General features: G+C 67.8%; 17 protein-coding genes. 7 read left to right on the forward strand and 10 right to left on the reverse strand.

Annotation, left to right across the window (positions count from 1 at the left end; genetic code table 11):
- Positions 1-20: 20 nt before the first annotated feature.
- Genes IMZ29_RS03570 through IMZ29_RS03580 form a run of 3 tightly spaced genes read left to right on the forward strand, consistent with a single transcriptional unit; the run spans position 21 to position 3,456 of the window.
- Positions 21-911 carry an isocitrate lyase/PEP mutase family protein gene (locus tag IMZ29_RS03570; protein WP_253206756.1) on the forward strand — a complete coding sequence of 297 codons (891 nt, stop codon included), beginning with the start codon at positions 21-23 and terminating at the stop codon, positions 909-911.
- Positions 912-963: 52 nt separating this feature from the next.
- Positions 964-2,421, forward strand: a complete 1,458-nt coding sequence (locus tag IMZ29_RS03575; RefSeq protein ID WP_216180572.1) for an FAD-dependent oxidoreductase — start codon at positions 964-966, stop codon at positions 2,419-2,421.
- A 54-nt stretch (positions 2,422-2,475) separates the two neighbouring features.
- On the forward strand, positions 2,476-3,456 hold the full coding sequence (locus IMZ29_RS03580) for an aldo/keto reductase (RefSeq protein ID WP_216180573.1): 981 nt from the start codon (positions 2,476-2,478) through the stop codon (positions 3,454-3,456).
- Positions 3,457-3,531: 75 nt separating this feature from the next.
- On the opposite strand, the gene IMZ29_RS03585 is transcribed toward IMZ29_RS03580, so the two are convergent.
- The gene (locus IMZ29_RS03585; RefSeq protein ID WP_216180576.1) at positions 3,532-4,743 is read right to left on the reverse strand and encodes a CaiB/BaiF CoA transferase family protein; all 1,212 of its coding nucleotides are present in this window, start codon (positions 4,741-4,743) and stop codon (positions 3,532-3,534) included.
- A complete protein-coding gene (locus IMZ29_RS03590) occupies positions 4,743-5,723 on the reverse strand; it encodes a Bug family tripartite tricarboxylate transporter substrate binding protein (RefSeq protein WP_216180579.1) in 981 nt (326 codons plus the stop codon). Before IMZ29_RS03590 ends, IMZ29_RS03585 begins: the two co-directional genes overlap by 1 nt.
- 96 nt (positions 5,724-5,819) lie before the next feature.
- Here IMZ29_RS03590 and IMZ29_RS03595 point away from each other — a divergent pair, with 96 nt between their 5' ends.
- The 3 genes from IMZ29_RS03595 (at position 5,820) to IMZ29_RS03605 (ending at position 8,365) form a co-directional block, all read left to right on the forward strand.
- Complete coding sequence (locus IMZ29_RS03595) at positions 5,820-6,734, forward strand: LysR family transcriptional regulator (RefSeq protein WP_216180582.1); 915 nt, start codon at positions 5,820-5,822, stop codon at positions 6,732-6,734.
- Between the two features lie 99 nt (positions 6,735-6,833).
- A complete protein-coding gene (locus tag IMZ29_RS03600; RefSeq protein WP_216180585.1) occupies positions 6,834-7,610 on the forward strand; it encodes an SDR family NAD(P)-dependent oxidoreductase in 777 nt (258 codons plus the stop codon).
- A 107-nt stretch (positions 7,611-7,717) separates the two neighbouring features.
- Complete coding sequence (locus tag IMZ29_RS03605; RefSeq protein ID WP_216180587.1) at positions 7,718-8,365, forward strand: carboxymuconolactone decarboxylase family protein; 648 nt, start codon at positions 7,718-7,720, stop codon at positions 8,363-8,365.
- Between the two features lie 48 nt (positions 8,366-8,413).
- On the opposite strand, the gene IMZ29_RS03610 is transcribed toward IMZ29_RS03605, so the two are convergent.
- The 4 genes from IMZ29_RS03610 to IMZ29_RS03625 all read right to left on the reverse strand — a co-directional run bounded on the left by IMZ29_RS03610 (position 8,414) and on the right by IMZ29_RS03625 (position 12,524).
- Complete coding sequence (locus tag IMZ29_RS03610; RefSeq protein ID WP_216180590.1) at positions 8,414-9,376, reverse strand: Bug family tripartite tricarboxylate transporter substrate binding protein; 963 nt, start codon at positions 9,374-9,376, stop codon at positions 8,414-8,416.
- A 161-nt stretch (positions 9,377-9,537) separates the two neighbouring features.
- Positions 9,538-10,527, reverse strand: a complete 990-nt coding sequence (locus IMZ29_RS03615; RefSeq protein WP_216180593.1) for an NAD-dependent epimerase/dehydratase family protein — start codon at positions 10,525-10,527, stop codon at positions 9,538-9,540.
- An 18-nt stretch (positions 10,528-10,545) separates the two neighbouring features.
- Positions 10,546-11,373, reverse strand: a complete 828-nt coding sequence (locus IMZ29_RS03620) for an FAD-dependent oxidoreductase (RefSeq protein ID WP_216180596.1) — start codon at positions 11,371-11,373, stop codon at positions 10,546-10,548.
- Positions 11,322-12,524, reverse strand: a complete 1,203-nt coding sequence (locus IMZ29_RS03625) for an oxidoreductase (protein ID WP_216180599.1) — start codon at positions 12,522-12,524, stop codon at positions 11,322-11,324. The genes IMZ29_RS03620 and IMZ29_RS03625 overlap by 52 nt, the downstream gene beginning before the upstream one ends.
- Before the next feature lie 109 nt (positions 12,525-12,633).
- On the opposite strand from IMZ29_RS03625, the gene IMZ29_RS03630 reads away from it, so the two are divergent.
- The gene (locus IMZ29_RS03630) at positions 12,634-13,398 is read left to right on the forward strand and encodes an SDR family NAD(P)-dependent oxidoreductase (protein WP_253206758.1); all 765 of its coding nucleotides are present in this window, start codon (positions 12,634-12,636) and stop codon (positions 13,396-13,398) included.
- A gap of 6 nt (positions 13,399-13,404) precedes the next feature.
- On the opposite strand, the gene IMZ29_RS03635 is transcribed toward IMZ29_RS03630, so the two are convergent.
- The 4 genes from IMZ29_RS03635 to IMZ29_RS03650 form a co-directional block, all read right to left on the reverse strand.
- A complete protein-coding gene (locus IMZ29_RS03635) occupies positions 13,405-13,833 on the reverse strand; it encodes an organic hydroperoxide resistance protein (RefSeq protein ID WP_216180605.1) in 429 nt (142 codons plus the stop codon).
- A 105-nt stretch (positions 13,834-13,938) separates the two neighbouring features.
- On the reverse strand, positions 13,939-14,394 hold the full coding sequence (locus IMZ29_RS03640) for a MarR family winged helix-turn-helix transcriptional regulator (protein WP_216180609.1): 456 nt from the start codon (positions 14,392-14,394) through the stop codon (positions 13,939-13,941).
- Between the two features lie 49 nt (positions 14,395-14,443).
- A complete protein-coding gene (locus IMZ29_RS03645) occupies positions 14,444-15,229 on the reverse strand; it encodes an SDR family NAD(P)-dependent oxidoreductase (protein WP_216180613.1) in 786 nt (261 codons plus the stop codon).
- Positions 15,230-15,306: 77 nt separating this feature from the next.
- Positions 15,307-15,969: a GntR family transcriptional regulator gene (locus IMZ29_RS03650; RefSeq protein WP_216180616.1), complete on the reverse strand. Its 663-nt coding sequence runs from the start codon at positions 15,967-15,969 to the stop codon at positions 15,307-15,309.
- Positions 15,970-15,986 lie beyond the last annotated feature (17 nt).

A 15,986-nucleotide genomic window follows, 5' to 3' on the forward strand; every position in this document is an offset into this window, starting at 1 on the left:
CCTCATTCCCGGAGACTTTCTTGACCCAACGCCTCACCACCCGCCTGCGTGAGTTGCTCGCCGGCCCGCGTGCCTTGATGGCCCCCGGCGTGGCTGACCCGCTCTTTGCCCGCATCGTCGTCCAGCAAGGCTTCGACGCGCTCTACATGACGGGCGCCGGCACCTCGGCCACGCGCCTGGGCATGCCCGACGTGGGCCTGCTCACGCTGACCGAGATGGCGGACAACGCCGCACGCATCGTCGCGGCCTCGCAGCTGCCCCTGATCGCGGATGCGGACAACGGCTTCGGCGGCCCGCTCAACGTGCGCCGCACCGTGCAGGAATATGAACGCGCCGGCGCCGCCGCCCTGCACCTGGAAGACCAGGTCCTGCCCAAGCGTTGCGGCCACCTGGCCGGCAAGCAGCTCGTCTCCAAGAACGACTTCGTCGCCAAGATCCACGCGGCCGTGGATGCGCGCCGCGACGAGGACTTCGTCATCATCGCCCGCACCGACGCCATCGCCGTCGAAGGCTTCGATGCCGCGATCGATCGCGCGCTCGCCTACAAGGAAGCCGGTGCCGACGTGCTGTTCGTGGAGGCGCCAAGCCAGGCCCAGCTGCCGGACATCGTGCCGCGCCTGGATCACCCCGTGCTCTACAACATGGCCACGAGCGGCAAGACGCCCTTCCTCAAGCGCGAAGAGATCGAAGCCCTGGGCTTCAAGCTCATCATCTATCCGAACTGGATGATGCTCGCTGCGATCAAGGCCGCCACCGGCGTGCTGCAGACGCTCAAAAGCGAAGGCACGATCGCCAGCATCGCCCCCGAGGTGCCGTCGTTCCAGCAGTTCTTCGATCTGGTCGGCATGCAGGATGTGCGCGCCCTGGAAGAACGCTACGGCGTGCCCGAAGAAGCCCGCACCAACTATTGATGTCGCGCGCGGCCGGTGCACGCCGGCCGCCGCCCTCCGCCTGGAATTCGCCATGCCCGTCCTTGATCCCGCCCAAGCCCAGTTCGATATTCACGTGCCTGCCGTTGTCGTCGGCGGCGGCGCCTGCGGCCTCACTGCTGCTCTGACCCTGGCCGATGCCGGTCTCGGCGTGCTCGTGCTGGAGCGCGATGCGAACCCGAGCGGCAGCACGGCGCTCTCGGCCGGGCTGGTGCCGGCGGCAGGCAGCCGCCTGCAGCGCGAGAAGGACATTGCCGATACGCCGGCGATCTTCGCGGCCGACATCGCGGCCAAGGCCCACCATGAGAACGATGCCGAGGTCGTGCGTGCCGTCGCCGAGGTGTCGGGTCCGACCATCGATTGGCTGATGGACACGCACGGCCTGGATCTGCACCTGGTCGAAGGCTTTCGCTATCCCGGCCATTCGCAGCTGCGCATGCACGGCCCGCATTCCCAGACTGGCGCGGATCTCCAGCAGATGTTGCTCGTCGCGGCCGAGCGCGCCGGCGTGGACGTGCTCACCAGCGCGTCGGTGGAGGACGTCTATGCCGACGCCGACGGCCGTGTGCGCGGCGTGCGCTTCGTGCGCCCGGACGGCAGCAGCGAGACGGTCGGCTGCGACGTGCTCATCCTCGCGTGCAACGGCTTTGGCGCCAATGCCGAGATGGTGCGCCAGTACATCCCCGAGATGGCCGATGCTGCCTACTGCGGCCACGAATCGAACACCGGCGACGCCGTGCGCTGGGGCGAGGCCCTGGGCGCCGGGCTTGCCGACCTGGGCGCCTATCAAGGTCACGGCTCCGTGCCCTTCCCGCACCGTTCGCCGCTCACCTGGGCCGTGATCACGCTGGGCGGCTTTCAGGTCAACACCGAGGGCAAGCGCTTTGCCAACGAGATGAGCGGCTACTCCGAGCATGCGCAGGAAGTGCTCAAGCAGCCTGGCGGCATCGCGTGGGACATCTACGATGCCCGCTGCGAAGCCCCTGCCCTGGCCTTTCACGACTACCGCGAGATGCAGGCGGTGGGCGCCATCAAGCAGGCCGACACGCTCGAAGCCCTCGCCACGGTGACGAACCTGCCGCTGGCCGCCCTTCGTGAGACGCTGGCGCAGGCCACGGCATGCGCCGCCGGCGAGGCAACCGATCCGCTCGGCCGGGATTTCACCACCAGCCCGGCGTTGAAGCCGCCTTACCGCGCCGCCCGGATCACCGGCGCGCTCTTCCACACGCAGGGCGGTCTCACGGTGGATACGGACGCCCGCGTCCTGCGCCAGGATGGCAGCCCCATGCCCAATCTTTTCGCCGGCGGCGGTGCAGCCCGTGGCCTGTGCGGCCCGGCGGCCTGGGGCTATCTGTCGGGCAACGGGCTGCTGTCCGCCGTGATGCTGGGCCGCCTCGGCGGCGCTGGCAGCGAGCCGGCAACTGGCCGCGTGAGGACACGGCCGGCACCGTCCGCCATGGCGCGGTGCCGGCGACCGACTCGGCGGCCGTGACGGCAGCGCCCTGCGCGTATAGGATGACGGTCTACCCTTGGGAGAGACCTCACCATGCACTACACGCATCTGGGCAAGACCGGCCTGCAAGTCTCACGACTGTGCCTGGGCTGCATGAGCTACGGCGACGGCCAGCGCGGCAAGCACGCCTGGACGTTGAGCGAGGCCGACAGCCGCCCCTTCCTGCGCAAAGCCCTGGATGCGGGCATCAACTTTCTCGACACGGCCAACAGCTACTCCGATGGCCACAGCGAAGAGATCGTCGGGCGCGCCGTCCTGGATTTCGCCAGCCGCGACGACGTGGTCATCGCCACCAAGGTGTTCTTCTCCGACAGCAAGGGACCGAACACCGAAGGCCTCTCGCGCAAGGCCATCTTCCGCAACATCGATGCAAGCCTGAAGCGCCTGGGCACGGATTACGTCGATCTCTACCAGATCCATCGTTGGGACAATCACACCCCCATCGAAGAGACGCTCGAAGCCCTGCACGACGTGGTCAAGGCGGGCAAGGCGCGCTACATCGGCGCCTCCAGCATGCACGCCTGGCAATTCGCCAAGGCCTTGTACACGTCGGATCGCCACGGCTGGACGCGCTTCGTGAGCATGCAGCCGCACTACAACCTCATCTACCGTGAGGAAGAGCGCGAAATGCTCAAGCTGTGCGCATCCGAAGGCATCGGCGTGATCCCCTGGAGCCCGCTGGCGCGGGGCCGACTCACCCGTGACTGGGACGAGACCACGAACCGGCAAGACACCGATCTGGTGGGGCGCAACCTCTACAACGCCACGGAAGACTCCGACCGTCGCATCGTGCAGGCCGTGGCCGACATCGCCGCCGAGCGCGGCGTGCCGCGCGCCCAGATCGCGCTCGCCTGGGTGCTGCACCAGCCCATCATCACCGCGCCCATCGTGGGCGCCACCAAGCTGCATCACCTCGAAGACGCCATCGCGGCACTCGACATCGAGCTGAGCAGCGAGGAACTGCAGCGCCTGCAGGCGGACTACGTGCCGCATCCGGTGACGGGGCTGCGCTGATCGCACGCGGCGGGGCCGGGCATCACCTGGCCCCGCAATGACCTCGCCAGGGCGACACCCAGCGCGCCAGGCTCGCTACACCACGCCCTGGGCTTTCAGGGCATCGATCTGCCCAGGAGTGAGCCCGGCTTCGGCCAAGACCGCTGCGGTGTGCTCACCCACGCGCGGCAGTGCACGCTCCGGACCCAGCGCCTGACCGTTCCAGCGAAAGCCCACCGAAGGCACGCGCAACGCCACCCCGCTCATTGCATCCTGCACCGTCTGCACCACGCCGCGCTCGGCCACATGCGGCTCGGCCAGCACGTCCGGCAATGCGCGCACGCGCGCAGCGGGCACGTGGGCATCGGAGAGCGCCCGCTCCCAGGACAGCGCATCGCGCGTGAGGAGCGCCTCGCGCAACGACGCGCCGAACTCGGCGGCATGCTCGCGGCGGATCTGCGGGTCGGCAAAGCGCGGATCCTGCAGCCATGCCTCGTGCCCCAGCACCGCGCACAGCCGCCGCACCTGATGCTCCTGGTTGGCCGCCAATGAGAGCAAGCCGTCCTGCGTGGGGAAGATGCCCGAAGCCGGGCTGCCGCTGGCTGCCGTATTGCCCTGGGCCTTCGGCGCCATCTGGGCGTTCGTCCAGCCGGACACGGTCGAGGCCATCGCGCACAGCGCCGCGTCAAGCATGGCGACATCCACGCATTGCGCTTCGCCCGTGCGATCCCGCTCGCGCAGGGCGCTCACCACGGAGAACGCGCCATAGATGCCGGCGAGGTAGTCGAACATCGGCGGGCCGATGCGATTGGGCACCGTCTGCGCCGTGCCATTGAGCATCGTGACGCCGGACATGGCCTGGATGACGTGATCGTAGGCGGGGCGGCGGCTGAACTCGCCCGTCTGCCCGTAGCCCGAAATCGCGCAGTAGACGAGATCCGGGCGATGCTGCCGCGCTGCCTCGAACCCGATGCCGAGCCGATCCGCCACGCCCGGGGTGAAGTTCTCCACCAGCACGTCCGTGCGGGCGATCAGGCGCTGGATGACGTCGGCGGATTCCGGCGCGTGCAGATCCAGCGTGATGGCGCGCTTGCTGGCGTTCTGCGCGGTGAATTGCGCGGACAGATCCGGCACGCCGGGCACGGCTGCACCACCGCGCGCCCAGTCGCCGCCCGGGCGTTCCACCTTGATGACGTCGGCACCCAGCAGCGCCAGCTGGTAGGTGCAGTAGGGCCCGGCCAGCACCGTCGTGAAATCCAGCACCCGGATACCGGCAAGCGGCATGGGTCGGTTGGCAGCGTCGGTCATCAGTCCACCTTCACGCCAAGCTGTTTCACCAGGTCGCCCAGTCGGTTGTAGTCGGCCTCGATCGTCTTGCGGAACGCGTCGCGGCCTTCGCCCAGTTCGACCATGCCGGCCAGCTTCAGACGCTCGTCGAATTGAGGCGTGTTGAGCACCTTCAGGATGTCTGTCTCGAGCTTGGCCTGGATGTCCTCCGGCGTCCCCTTCAGGGCAAACAGACCCAGCCAGGGCCGCAGCGGGGTGAAGCCCGGGGCAACCTCGGCCGCCGTCGGTACATCCGGCAGGTCCGCCAGCCGCTTGTCGCTCGATGTGAAGAGCGCCACCGCACGGCCCTCGCGCACCAGGGGAAGGAGGACGGAGGTGGATTCCTGCTGCAAATGAACGCGGCCGCCGACCATGTCCGTGGCCGCGGCGGAGGATGCCTTGTACGGCACGTGCTCGGCCTTCAGCCCCGAGGCAGCCTTCAACAGCTCGAAGTTCAAGTGAGGCACGGTGCCGTTGCCGAGCGAGGCGTAGTTGAGCTCACCCGGGTTCGCCTTGCTGTAGGCCAGCAGTTCCGGGAACGTCTTGACTGGCACGGTCGCACTCACTGCCAGCACGCCCTGGGGATACGCCACCGACACCAGCGGCGCGAAGTCTGTCAGGGCGTCGTAGCCCACGTTGGAGTACACATGGGGGTTGATCGCCATGGCCGCCATGGCCGAGAAGAGCAGCGTGTAGCCGTCTGCCGGCGCACGACGCGCCAGCGCGGCGCCCATGCTGCCGCCCATGCCGGGCCGGTTCTCGACCGTCACGGGCTGGCCCCATTCGCGAGAGAGCCCCTCGGCGACGAAACGTGCCAGGACATCGGTGACATTGCCGGGAGCGTAGCGCACGATGATCGTGACGGGTCTCGTCGGATAGTTGGCCGCGGTCTGCGCAGCGGCAACGCCGCACATGGCGAGGCCGAAAGCACCAACGGCCAGGGCCCAGGAAGAACGGGTCATGTCAGGTCTCCGTATCGTTGTTCGTGTGCGAACAGTCTAGGCGCGTCCAGGATTAAGCGATAATCGATTCATCGACTTGATCGATTTGATTTCCTGATGGCAAGACTGGATCAGCTCCGCCTGCGTGACCTCCTCGTGCTCGAGACCATCAACGCACTGGGCACCCTGCATGCCACGGCGGGGCAATTGCACATCAGCCAGCCGGCTGTGTCCCAGATCGTGAAAGGGCTGGAGGCGGCGTTCGGCACGGCGTTGCTCGTACGCGGCCAGCGTGGCGTCGCGCTCACGGCCGCTGGGCGGGCAGCGCTCGATCACCTGCGCGTGGCGCGTCACGCGCTGGAGGCCGCGCGCACGGCAGCGCGCGCGCCGCAGGCACCCGTGCTGCGCCTGGGCACCTTGCCGCTGGCGATGCTGCATCGCGTGCCAGCCGCGTTGGGCAGATTGCGCGAGCGTTTGCCCGGCGTGCGCGTGCGGCTCGTGGAGAGCACGGTGGATGCGCTCTGGGAGCAGCTCCACGAGGGCCGCATGGACGCCATCGTCAGCCGGCTGCCGACCCCCAAGGCCTCCCGCACGCGGTTCACGGGCATCGTGCACCAGACAATCGGCCAGGAGCCGATCGTGCTCGTCGCGCCACGCAAGCACCCCGCCGCGCGCCTGCGCCGGCCCACGCTGGCAGACCTGACGGGCTACGACTGGATCCTGCCCAATCCCGAATCGTTCACGCGCGCCACGTTCGACACCCACTGGCTGAAGGCCGGGCTCGTGCCGCCGGCGCCCGCCATGACCTGCGCCGCGTTCCACAGCAGCCTGCATCTGGCCGCGCGTGTGTCGATGCTGACGGTCGTCCCGGCGAGCGCGGTGGCGTTGTATGCGCGATCTCTCGATCTGGCGGCGCTGCGCATCGACTGGCCCGAACAGGACGCGGACATCGTCTTTGCCTGCCGCGAAGCCAGCCTGAGCGTCCCGACGCTTGCCGCCTTGCGCGACAGCTTTCTCGAAGACGACAGATAGCCGGATACGAAGACGGTCGCGGTATATTGTCGGTCCATTGGCATCACGACCAGACGCCAATGCACGCCTCATTCATCTCACCAGATCAGATCGGAACGCATGGCCGCCCACCCCACCCGCACGCTCTCCCCGGAACTCTCCGACCGCCGCATTCTCGTGACCGGGGCAGGCTCTGGCATCGGGCTCGCCACGGTGCAGATTCTCCAGGCGCAGGGTGCGCAGGTGGCAGCCGTCGTCCAGAACGAAGCGCAGGCCGCTGCGGCACGCGCCGAGATCCCGGAGGCGGTCCTGCTGGTTCAGGACCTGCTGGACGAGGCGGGCTCGGCGAGCCTGCCCGCGCGGGCAGCCGAGGCACTGGGTGAGCCCTTGCAGGGCCTGGTCTGCTGCGCTGGCATCTATGTGAAGAGCGCATCTGACGACATGCGTCTGGACGATTGGCGCCGCACGCTCGAGATCAATCTCACCGCCACCTTCGTGCTCGCACGCGCGGGTATTGCCCACATGCGGGCCGCCAGCGTGAGCGGAGGCAGCGTCGTGCTCATCAGCAGCCAGATCGGCGAGGTGGGGCACCCCAAGGCGGCGGCGTACGCGGCCTCGAAGGCAGGACTCAACGGCATGATGCGTTCCCTGGCGCTGGAATGGGCGGCTGAGGGGCTGCGCGTCAATGCCGTCGGGCCGGGCCCGGTGGATACGCCCATGGTCGCCAAGGCGAAGACCGATCCCGCCCTGCAGGCCGCGATGGAATCGAATATCCCGATGGGGCGCCTGGGCCAGCCCCGGGAGATCGGCGAACTCGTCAGCTTTCTCCTGTCGCCACGGGCCTCGTTCATCACCGGGCAACTCATCTGCGCCGATGGCGGCTACACCGCTCGCTGACGTCGAATGCCGTGCCATGCATGCGGCCGCCCTGCGCGGGCGGCTCGCGCCTGGACCTATCCTTCGGCCCATCCGGGCCACACCCTCATCATGGAGTTGCTTTGAACGTGGACAGCCAGAAACAGGAAGCCGGGGCGAAACTGCTCGAGGAGATGCTTGCCAAGCGGGGCTACCTGCTCTCCTATCACCGCATGCTGGCGGCCTCCGATCCCGGCATCCTTTCCGCCTACGAGAACCTGTACACGCGGTTGGTGCTCAACGAGCGCGCGCTGAATCTCGCGGAACGAGAGATCGTGTGGATTGCGTTGATCGTGGTCACCCGCGTGCGCTACGCGACATTCCACTTCGAGCGTGCCACGCAGGGTGGCTTGGATGACGCATCGATCGTCGACTCGGCGGCCATCGGCGCGGCTTGCGAATCGTTCGATGCCTTGCACTTCAATCAGAACGCCTTTGCCAAGTGGCTGCCTGAAGACCAGGCCATGCAGCGCTACTTCGCCATGTTCGACACGGCACGCGGCAATCTGCCGCCGGCCATCGCCGAAGTGGCCGCCGTGGTGTGCCACGGCGCCTTGGGCAATGCCGCCGGCATGCGCGCGCACTTCGCGCGGGCGTTCAAGCTGGGCGCCACCACCGAACAGATGGCCGAAGGCATTTCGTATCTGCTGCAGCATCGTGGCGGCCCGACCATGATCGACGCCGTGAACTGCTGGGAGAGCGCGGCCAAGGAATTCGGCATTCCCGGGCCGTACTGATCCTTGAGATGGCGTGACCGGGCAGGTCCTTGCCCGGTCACAGGCCACTTACTCGGACGTGATGCCAGCTTCCTTGATCACGGCCGCCCATTTCGCGCGCTCGCGGTACAGCAACGCGGAGAATTCCTCGCTCGTGCCCCCCACCGCTTCCAGTCCGAGCGGGGCCAGGCGTTCGCGCACGTCCGCATCCTGCAGCGCTTCGGCCATCGCGGCGTTCAGGCGGGCAACCACCTCGGGCGGCGTGCCGGCAGGCACGAGCGCACCGTTGTAGCCCGTGCCATCGATGTCCTTGATGCCCACATCACCCAGGCTGGGGATGTTCGGCGCCAGCGGCGAACGCTCGGGCGCCAGCACGGCCAGCGGCTTGACCTTACCCGTGGTGATGAGCTCGGACAGACCGCCCAGGCCGTCGATGCCCAGCGGCACGTGGCCACCCAGCAGATCGATCTTGAGCGGGCCCGATCCCTTGTAGGGCACGTGATCCATCTGGACGCCGGTGCGCTGCTTCAGAAGCTCCATCGTCAGGTGCGAGTTCGAGCCCGCGCCTGCCGTGCCGAAGGAGAGCTTCTGCGGCTCGGCCTTGGCCTGCGCGAGCACGGCCTCGAGCGTGGTGAGCGTCGTGCCCGGGCCCGCGACGAGGACGTTGGGATAGCGCGCCAACTGGATGACCGGGGTGAGATCTTCCAGGCGGAAGCCCGGGTTCTTGAACAGCGATTCGCTGGTGGCGATGTTCGGTGCGGTGATCAGGATGGTGTAGCCATCGGCGGGCGACGTCGCGACGTCACGCGTGCCGATGTTGGTCGATGCACCCGGCTTGTTCTCCACGATCACCGATTGGCCAAGCTTGGTCGACAGCTTCTGGGCCACCAGGCGAGCCACCACATCCGTACCACCGCCAGGGCTGTAGGGCACGACGATGCGGATGGGCTTGGTGGGGAACTCCTGCGCTGACGCGCCGGTGATGCACAGGCCCGCAACCAACGCGGCCTTGCCGAGGAAACGCAAGATCAACTTCGACTCCTGATTCAGTGAAATCGCGTCAGGCGGTGATTCGCCCGCACGCGAAAGGACATGCACACAGTCACCCGGCATCTGCGATGCGCGAGCGTAGGGACGACGGATGCAGCAGAGAACAATGCAAGAACCATGCTAGGAATGCGTTCATCGACCCATCAGATCAGCAGCCCTCGTCCCTGGGTCACCACCCAGTCTGCATAGGCGTCGATGGCCGCCCGCGGCTCGCTGAACACCGCACCAAACTCGGCCTCGAACCGCGTGGGCGCCGGTGGCGAGCGGCGTGGCCGGGCCAGGTCGTCGTTGTACGCGATGCTGGGCGACTCGTCCTGGCCCGCCCGACGCCAGGCGAACGTCGGAACCCGCTCGCGCAACGCCGCGCACAGCGCCTCGGGATGCCAGGTGTGGCCGACGCCCAGGTTGTACACGTCGTGGCGGTGCGCAGGCGCGAGCAACAGCCGGATCAAGGCACGGGCGATGGCGGTGCTCGATGTCCAGTCCCGCTCGCCGCCCTCGGCCAGCACGACCGGCTCGCCGCGCAGGGCCGCGCGCGCGATCTGGAACGGCGGGCTCAACGTGTCGCGCACGCCAGAGTCATGCTCCCAAGGGCCGTAGATGGCCGTGAGCCGTGCGCACACCGTGTCCAGGCCAAACGTGCGCGCCTGGGCCACCAGCGCTTCGGCGGCGACCTTGGTGTAGCCATATACCGTGAGCGGCGTCGTTGGCGTCTCCTCGGTGAGTGGCGCCTCGGCAAAGGGCGCTTCACCGTAGACGGCCGTCGAACTCGTGAACACGACGCGGCGCACGCCAGTCTCGCGCGCCAACTGGAGCACGCCGTTGGTGCCCGCCACGTTGACCGAGAAGGCCGGTACCGCCGCCGCACCCTTGGCCGCCGGGCCCACCGTGAGCGCCGCCGTGTGCAGCACACGCTGCACGCCATGACGCACCATGGCGTCGCGCAACGCATCGACATCGCGCACGTCGCCCGTCACGACGGCAAGACTGCCGGGCAACGCGGCGAACCGCTCACGTGCCGAGCCGGGCAAGGGCCCCAGGCTGTGCGCGATCACGGCATGACCGTCTGCCAGCAACTGCTCGACGACGTTCAACCCGATGAAACCGGCCGCGCCGGTGACCAGAATGCTCATGACACAGATTACCTTGCTTCAGATGTCGTAGGCGAGGCGTGCGCCCTCGTAGACTGCTTCCATGGCCGTGCGAGGGGCGAGGCAGTCACCGGCCTCCCGCACCTGCAGCCCGGCGGCCTGCAACGGCGCCCGCAGGCTGTCGTTGGCCATGTGATATTGGGCGAGCACCAGCGCATCGGCCTCGTGCCGATGCAGCTCGCCACAGGAGACGTCTTCCACCGTGAGCACGCGCCCATCCCACGCCTGCAGACGCCGCAGCGGGGCCAGGCGCACGCCCTTCTCCCGCAAGCGCCGCGTCGTGGCGAGTGTGCTGTAGATCGTGGTGCGCCAGAACACGGCGGCAACCGGGCTGTAGACCGTGACGCGCTTGCCGAGGTCGGCCAGATGTTCCACGACGGACAGCGTGGCCCACTCGCCGGTCAGGTCCACCACCGCGACGGTGTCGCCCAGGCGATCTGCCTCGCGCACGGCAAGGGTCACGTCGTAGACTGGGCCGCCACCCGGCACCGCAGGGGCTGCCTGCGGACTCGAGCCGGTGGCGAGCACCACCACGTCGGGACGCACGGCCAGCACACTCGCCACGTCGGCCCGGCGCTGCAGATGCACGGTGACGCCATGGCGAAGCACCTGAGCCTGCTGATGATCAAGCAGCTTGAGATAGCGCGCCCGCGACGGCACGTCGCGCAGCACATTCAACTGGCCACCCAACGCCTGCCCCGCCTCCCACAGCTGCACGCGATGCCCGCGCGCGGCGGCTGTCCACGCGGCTTCCAGGCCGGCGGGGCCGCCACCGATCACCAGCACGTCCCGAGGCTGGGCCGTGCGCGCGTCGCCGGCACCGGCCATTCGTTCTCAACCCCGGCCCGCGGATTGACCACGCACCGGATCGGCATGTTCTTCTCGAGCATGCCAGCGCAACCTTGATTGCACGCGATACAGGGCTGGATCTCGTCCTCGCGCCCGGCCAGGGTCTTGGCCACCAACGCGGGCTCGGCCAGGTGCGCGCGGGCCATGCCCACCATGTCCGTCTCGCCCTGGGCGATAATCGTCTCGGCCTCGGCCAGCGTGTCGTAGCGGCACACGCTCATCACCGGCACGGCGTGACCGCTATCGTGCAACCGGCGTCGCACCGCGCCCGGCAAATGACGGAACATCTGCGGATCGAACGCCATGTCCGCCATCTGGGTGGCCAGCGAGTAGCTCGCGTGATAGGCCGAGTGCGACACATTGACGAAATCCAGTGGCACCGCCTGCGCCAGCGCCGCCACGGCCGTACAGACCTCGTCCAGGTGCAGGCCGCCGTCGACGAACTCGTCGCCACTCACCCGGATGCCAAGGCAGAAGTCGCGCCCGACAGCCGCGCGTACCGCCGCCACCACCGCCAGCGGAAAGCGCAGCCGGTTCTCCAGCGAGCCGCCGTAGGCGTCTTCTCTCGCGTTGGACAAGGGCGAGAGGAACTGCTGCAGGAGGTGGCCATGGCCTAGCTGGACTTCCAGACCGTCCAGCCCTGCCTCCACCAGATTGCGCGCCGTGGCGACGTGGCCGTCGATCACCGTCTGCATATCGTCTTCCGTCATGGCGTGGGGCATGGCCGACGTGCCAGACCACCGCACAGGCGAAGGCCCCCACGACACCGTGCGCTCGAAGTCGCCATCCACTTGCCGGCCGAGGTGGATCACCTGGCCGAGCAGCCGCGCGCCTTCCGCGCGCACGGCCGCAGCGATGCGCGAGAAGGGCTCGATGCAGTCCCGCGTGAAGCCGCCCACGGCCTGGGGGCGCCCCAGGCAATTGCTCTGCACGCGAATGGATTCGAAGATGATGGCCCCCACGCCGCCGCGCGCCCGTTCGCGGTGATAGGCGAGGTGCCGCTCGGACGGCAGGTGATCGATGCCGAAGCTGGTCGTGTGGGCTGGCACGAAGATGCGGTTGCGCACGGTGAGCGAACCCAGCTGGATCGGCGTCAGCACATGGGCGAAGCGGGCGTGCACGTCGGTCATCGCAGTCTCGTGGGTTGGGCGTGCGCTGCACCGGCGTCACGTTCGTTTGCGTTAATCATATATCATTAAGCATCGTTGGCGGCAGCGTTTCCGCTCAGGAGAAATGTCCATGCAATGCGTCTTCCACCAAGGCGAAGTCGTCCTCATTACCGGGGCGGCGGGCGATCTGGGCCAGGCCATGGCCCGCGCGTTCTCGGATGCGGGCGCGAGACTCGTCCTGATCGACCTGGCAGCCGACCCCCTCGCGGCGCGCTGCCGCGACACGGGTTTGCCATCGGAGACGGTGCTCCTGCAGGCTGCCGACGTCACGCAACCCGAGCAGATCCAGGCCGCGGTTGATGCCGCCGTGGCGCGATGGGGCCGTATCGACGTGGCCGTGAACAACGCCGCCATCCTGACGCCGTTGGCGCGCGCCGCAGACCTGCCGCTGGCCGACTGGCGCCGCGCCCTGGACGTGGATCTCACCGGCGCGTTCATCGTGGCGCAGGCCTGCCTTGCGCACATGCTGCCCGCACGGCGCGGCGTCATCCTGAACATCGCCTCGCAGCTCGGACACGTCACCACGCCGCAACGGGCTGCCTACAGCGCGGCCAAGGCCGGCCTCATCTCGCTCACGCGCTCGCTCGCTCTGGACTACGCCCCCGACGGCATTCGTGCCGTCAGCCTGTCTCCGGGGGCGATCGCCACGGGAAGGCTCACGCGAGCCTATGGCAGCCTGGCAGCGGCCGAGGCGGCCCTGGCACCGGGCTATCCCGCCGGGCGCTTGGGAACACCCGATGAAATCGCCCAGGCTGCGGTCTTTCTCGCCAGCGACGCCGCGGCCTTCGTGTGCGGCACCGATCTCGTCATGGACGGTGGCTACACCGTCCAGTGACGCGCCTCAGGCCAGCGTGAGGGTGACGTCGATATTGCCGCGCGTGGCGTTGGAGTACGGGCAGACGGCATGGGCCTTGTCCACCAGCGCCTGGGCGGCCTCGGGCGACAGCCCCGGCAGGCTCACGACGAGCGCCACCTCCAGACCGAAGCCGGTGGGGACGGGGCCGATGCCCACCTTGCCCTCGACCGTCGCGTCATCCGACACGGGCGTGCCTTCCTTGCCGCCGATGAACTTGAGCGCGCTCAGGAAGCAGGCGGCATAGCCAGCGGCGAAGAGCTGCTCTGGATTCGTGCCCTGACCGCCCGCACCACCCAGTTCGCGCGGCATGGTGAGCCCGGTGTCGAGCTGCCCGTCCTGCGTGGCGATACGGCCGTCGCGGCGGCCGCCGCTGACCTTGGCTTGAGCGGTGTAGAGGATCTTGTCGAGTGCCATGGGACGCTGCTCCATGAAAGAGTGAATGCGATAAAGATAGCACACGATTAAATAGTGCGCTATTTATATCTGGCAGAAATTGCCTGCTTGCGTCCTCAGCGCGTGTCATCCCTCGCCGTCGAGCCGATGCCGCAAGGCGTCGAGCTGGGTTCGCAGCGCATCGGCTTCGTCGCGCGAGCATCCGACGGCACACGCGATGCCGTGAGCCACCCGGCCGGCAGGCGCGCGCAGCGCGCGTCCAGCGTCCGTGAGCCGAATCACCACCTGCCGTTCGTCCGCCACACCGCGCTCGCGCACGAGCAATCCTGCGCTGGCCAGCCGCTTGAGCAGCGGCGTGAGCGTGGCCGAATCCAGCCGCAGTTGCGCGCCCAGCTGTGAGACCGTGAGCCCATCCTGCTGCCACAGGACGAGCATCACCAGATACTGCGGATACGTCAGCCCCAGCTCCGCCAGCAGGCCGCGGTACGTCTTGTGCATGGCCAGATTCGCGGCATACAGCGAGAAGCACAGCTGGGCATCCAGCGGGCCGGGCACGGGCAACGAGGCAGGAGAATCGGTCATCCTGGCAGTGTAACGGCAGCCCCCGCGCATCGGCAGGGACGGGCCAGCGTCAAATCACCGAACTGGTGCAGCCGTCCATGGGAATCACGGCGCCGGACACGTAGCTCGCATAGTCGGAAGCCAGGAAGAGCGCCACGTTGGCGATCTCTTCGGGCTCGGCCGCGCGTCCCATCGGAATGCCGGACAACTGCTCGGCGAGAAGATCCTCGCGCCTGCGTCCGGTGGCGCGCACCGCGGCCTGCAAGCCCTCTTCCACACGGCTCGTCTGGGTGAGGCCAGGGTTGATGACGTTCACCCGCACGCCCTTGTCCGCCAATGCGCGGGCATATCCCACCGAGGCCAGCATGAGACCAGCGTTGGCCGAGCCACCCGCGATGTGCATCACACCGGCCTGCTTGCCACCCTGACCCACGATGTTGACGACGCTGCCCTTGCCGCGCGCGGCCATGCGCTTGAGCACGGGCTCCATGGCGTGGACATAGGTGAAATACTTCGCATCCATCGCCTGGCGAAAGGCAGCGGGGTTGAGTTCGTCCACCGAATAGCGGCGCGCCGCGCCGGCTGAGTTCACGAGCACACCGATCGGACCGACCTCGTCCTCGATGGATTCGACAAGCCGCAGCACCGCATCACCGTCCGTCAGATCCACCGCATAGGTCTTCATCGCAAGACCCTCGGCAGCCAGCGCCTGCACGGCATCGCGCAGGTTGTCACGGTTACGGGACACCCCCACTACCGTGGCGCCGGCCTGCGCGAACGCGCGCGCGCACGCCAGCCCGATACCCTTGCTCGCCCCGGTCACGAGCACCACGACTTGGGAAAGATCGATCTTCACGCATCACTCCTGAAGGATGGCGGCACTGAAGGCCGCCGAGAGACAGCCAGTGTAGGGCAGGACAGCGCGAGGAGCCGCTAGCTGCTCAACATCGACTTGGGCAGATTCACCAGGAACCCGCGCAGATCGCGCGCGCCTTGCTCCAGGCTGATGTGCCGCATCATCGTGTCGTGTGCACGGGCGGGATCCCGCGCCAGAATGGCGTCGACCACTTCGCCATGCTGCGCATGCGAGGCCGGCAGACGGCCCACGGCACTGAAGGCATGGCGCAGGTATGCACCGGTTCGTGCACGCAGACGCATCAATTCCTGGCGCAAGTAGGGATTGCGTGCACCGTGATAGAGCACTTCATGGAAATCGTGATTGACGCGGCTCCACGCGGCCACGTCATCATTGGCGACGACTTCGGCGGCTTTGGCATGGATCTCGCTTAGCTGTTCGCGCTCGTCATCGGTCATGCGCTCGCACGCCAGCCGTGCGCACACGCCCTCCATCTCGGTGAGCAGTTCCCAGATGGCCAGCAACTGCGGCACGTCCATGCGCGCCACCACCATGCCGTTGCGGGGCACGCTGATCAACAGACTTTGCGCCTGCAATTGCAGCATGGCCTCACGCACTGGCGTGCGTGACACGCCGAACCGCTCGGCAATGCCGTGCTCGTCGATGGTGTCGCCCGGCAACAGGATGCCGTGGCGAATGTCTTCCTCGATCGATTGACGGATCTGCTCGCTAACTTTCATGACAAAAAGATTGCCGA

Origin of the sequence: Verticiella alkaliphila, assembly GCF_018904615.1 — a bacterium.
GTDB lineage: Bacteria > Pseudomonadota > Gammaproteobacteria > Burkholderiales > Burkholderiaceae_B > Verticiella > Verticiella alkaliphila.

Coding starts and splice junctions, on each gene's coding strand:
- IMZ29_RS03620 (WP_216180596.1), bottom strand. CDS start 11,373: ATGGCCGGTGCCGGCGACGCGCGCACGGCCCAGCCTCGGGACGTGCTG.
- IMZ29_RS03625 (WP_216180599.1), bottom strand. CDS start 12,524: ATGACCGACGTGCACGCCCGCTTCGCCCATGTGCTGACGCCGATCCAG.
- IMZ29_RS03580 (WP_216180573.1), top strand. CDS start 2,476: ATGCACTACACGCATCTGGGCAAGACCGGCCTGCAAGTCTCACGACTG.
- IMZ29_RS03635 (WP_216180605.1), bottom strand. CDS start 13,833: ATGGCACTCGACAAGATCCTCTACACCGCTCAAGCCAAGGTCAGCGGC.
- IMZ29_RS03585 (WP_216180576.1), bottom strand. CDS start 4,743: ATGACCGACGCTGCCAACCGACCCATGCCGCTTGCCGGTATCCGGGTG.
- IMZ29_RS03650 (WP_216180616.1), bottom strand. CDS start 15,969: ATGAAAGTTAGCGAGCAGATCCGTCAATCGATCGAGGAAGACATTCGC.
- IMZ29_RS03590 (WP_216180579.1), bottom strand. CDS start 5,723: ATGACCCGTTCTTCCTGGGCCCTGGCCGTTGGTGCTTTCGGCCTCGCC.
- IMZ29_RS03615 (WP_216180593.1), bottom strand. CDS start 10,527: ATGAGCATTCTGGTCACCGGCGCGGCCGGTTTCATCGGGTTGAACGTC.
- IMZ29_RS03575 (WP_216180572.1), top strand. CDS start 964: ATGCCCGTCCTTGATCCCGCCCAAGCCCAGTTCGATATTCACGTGCCT.
- IMZ29_RS03630 (WP_253206758.1), top strand. CDS start 12,634: ATGCAATGCGTCTTCCACCAAGGCGAAGTCGTCCTCATTACCGGGGCG.
- IMZ29_RS03595 (WP_216180582.1), top strand. CDS start 5,820: ATGGCAAGACTGGATCAGCTCCGCCTGCGTGACCTCCTCGTGCTCGAG.
- IMZ29_RS03600 (WP_216180585.1), top strand. CDS start 6,834: ATGGCCGCCCACCCCACCCGCACGCTCTCCCCGGAACTCTCCGACCGC.
- IMZ29_RS03640 (WP_216180609.1), bottom strand. CDS start 14,394: ATGACCGATTCTCCTGCCTCGTTGCCCGTGCCCGGCCCGCTGGATGCC.